Source organism: Oleiphilus sp. HI0066 (assembly GCF_001635725.1).
Genome location: NZ_LWFH01000149.1, coordinates 1 through 1,006, shown reverse-complemented (window position 1 = coordinate 1,006; position 1,006 = coordinate 1). Strand labels below are relative to the sequence as shown.

2 protein-coding genes are annotated in these 1,006 nt (G+C 43.8%); both read right to left on the bottom strand.

Annotation, left to right across the window (positions count from 1 at the left end; translation table 11 throughout):
- Positions 1-510, bottom strand: a 510-nt coding sequence (locus A3738_RS02585) for an endonuclease/exonuclease/phosphatase family protein (RefSeq protein ID WP_197473529.1), incomplete at its 3' end; no start/stop codon positions are given.
- A 19-nt stretch (positions 511-529) separates the two neighbouring features.
- Positions 530-1,006, bottom strand: a 477-nt coding sequence (locus tag A3738_RS02580; RefSeq protein WP_068763326.1) for a thiol:disulfide interchange protein DsbA/DsbL, incomplete at its 5' end; no start/stop codon positions are given.

The following is a 1,006-nucleotide window of genomic DNA, read 5'->3' as shown; positions in this document are numbered from 1 at the left end:
TTTCGCAACAATCACTCCTCTACCAGGAATCAAAGATGGCAAAGGATACTCTTCTACCGACAAAGGGCAAAAACGGCTCAATAAACCATTACTATGCTGAGCAATAGGGCCGAAGTTTCGATTCAGCTGCTGATACCAAAATGGAAAGCCAGCCGTTTTAGCTAAAAACTCAACTTGGTTTACGAAGCCAGTACGCAAACTGCCTCCATCCACCTCTTGCAAGGCAACCACATCATATGCCTCGAGAAGAGAGGCTATCTTAACTAAGTTGGTTTGACGTTGAGCATGCGGCAAAAAGTGCTGCCAACTGCGCGTAAGGTAATGACGATACGCTGAAGTGGAAATGCCGACTTGTATGTTGTAAGTCAGTAATCGAATAGATTGAGAAGGAGAAACATTAGGAATATCAGATAAGTACTCAGGCGCAGTACTAGACGATACACCTAAACGAAAGTCTTTATCAGAGGGGGTGAGTAGACGCTTAACGCGACTACGCAACTGTGTATACATACCCCCTCCTTCAACTAATTTATTTTGCTGCAGTTAGCGCTGCTCGTTCTTGCGCTATAAGAAAGTTAGCAACCTTAATCATATTTGCAAAACCGCCCGCGTCACGAACACCAATTTTATATTTACCATTTACGATAAGTGCTGGCACGCCTGTCAGACGATAAGCCTTGATACGATCACCCGCTTTCTTCACTTGCTCATCAATTTTAGAGATTTTGCGGAAACCAGACGCTTCAAACACTGCCATGTACTGCTCTTCTGATACGCCGTGCTTTTCAAAAATTTCTACAAAATCATCACGATCTTGATATTTCTTAGGAGCACCTTGAATCGCATCAAATAAAGCTTGGTGCATCTCTTCGATCTTACCTAGCTCCTCTGCTGCAAAAAATACTTCCGCGTGCGTTACCCAACCTGGGAACGTTGCTGGCAACAAACGGAAATCAACATCATCTGGGAAGCTTTCTTCCCATTGCGGAAGATGATCGTTGTTGAA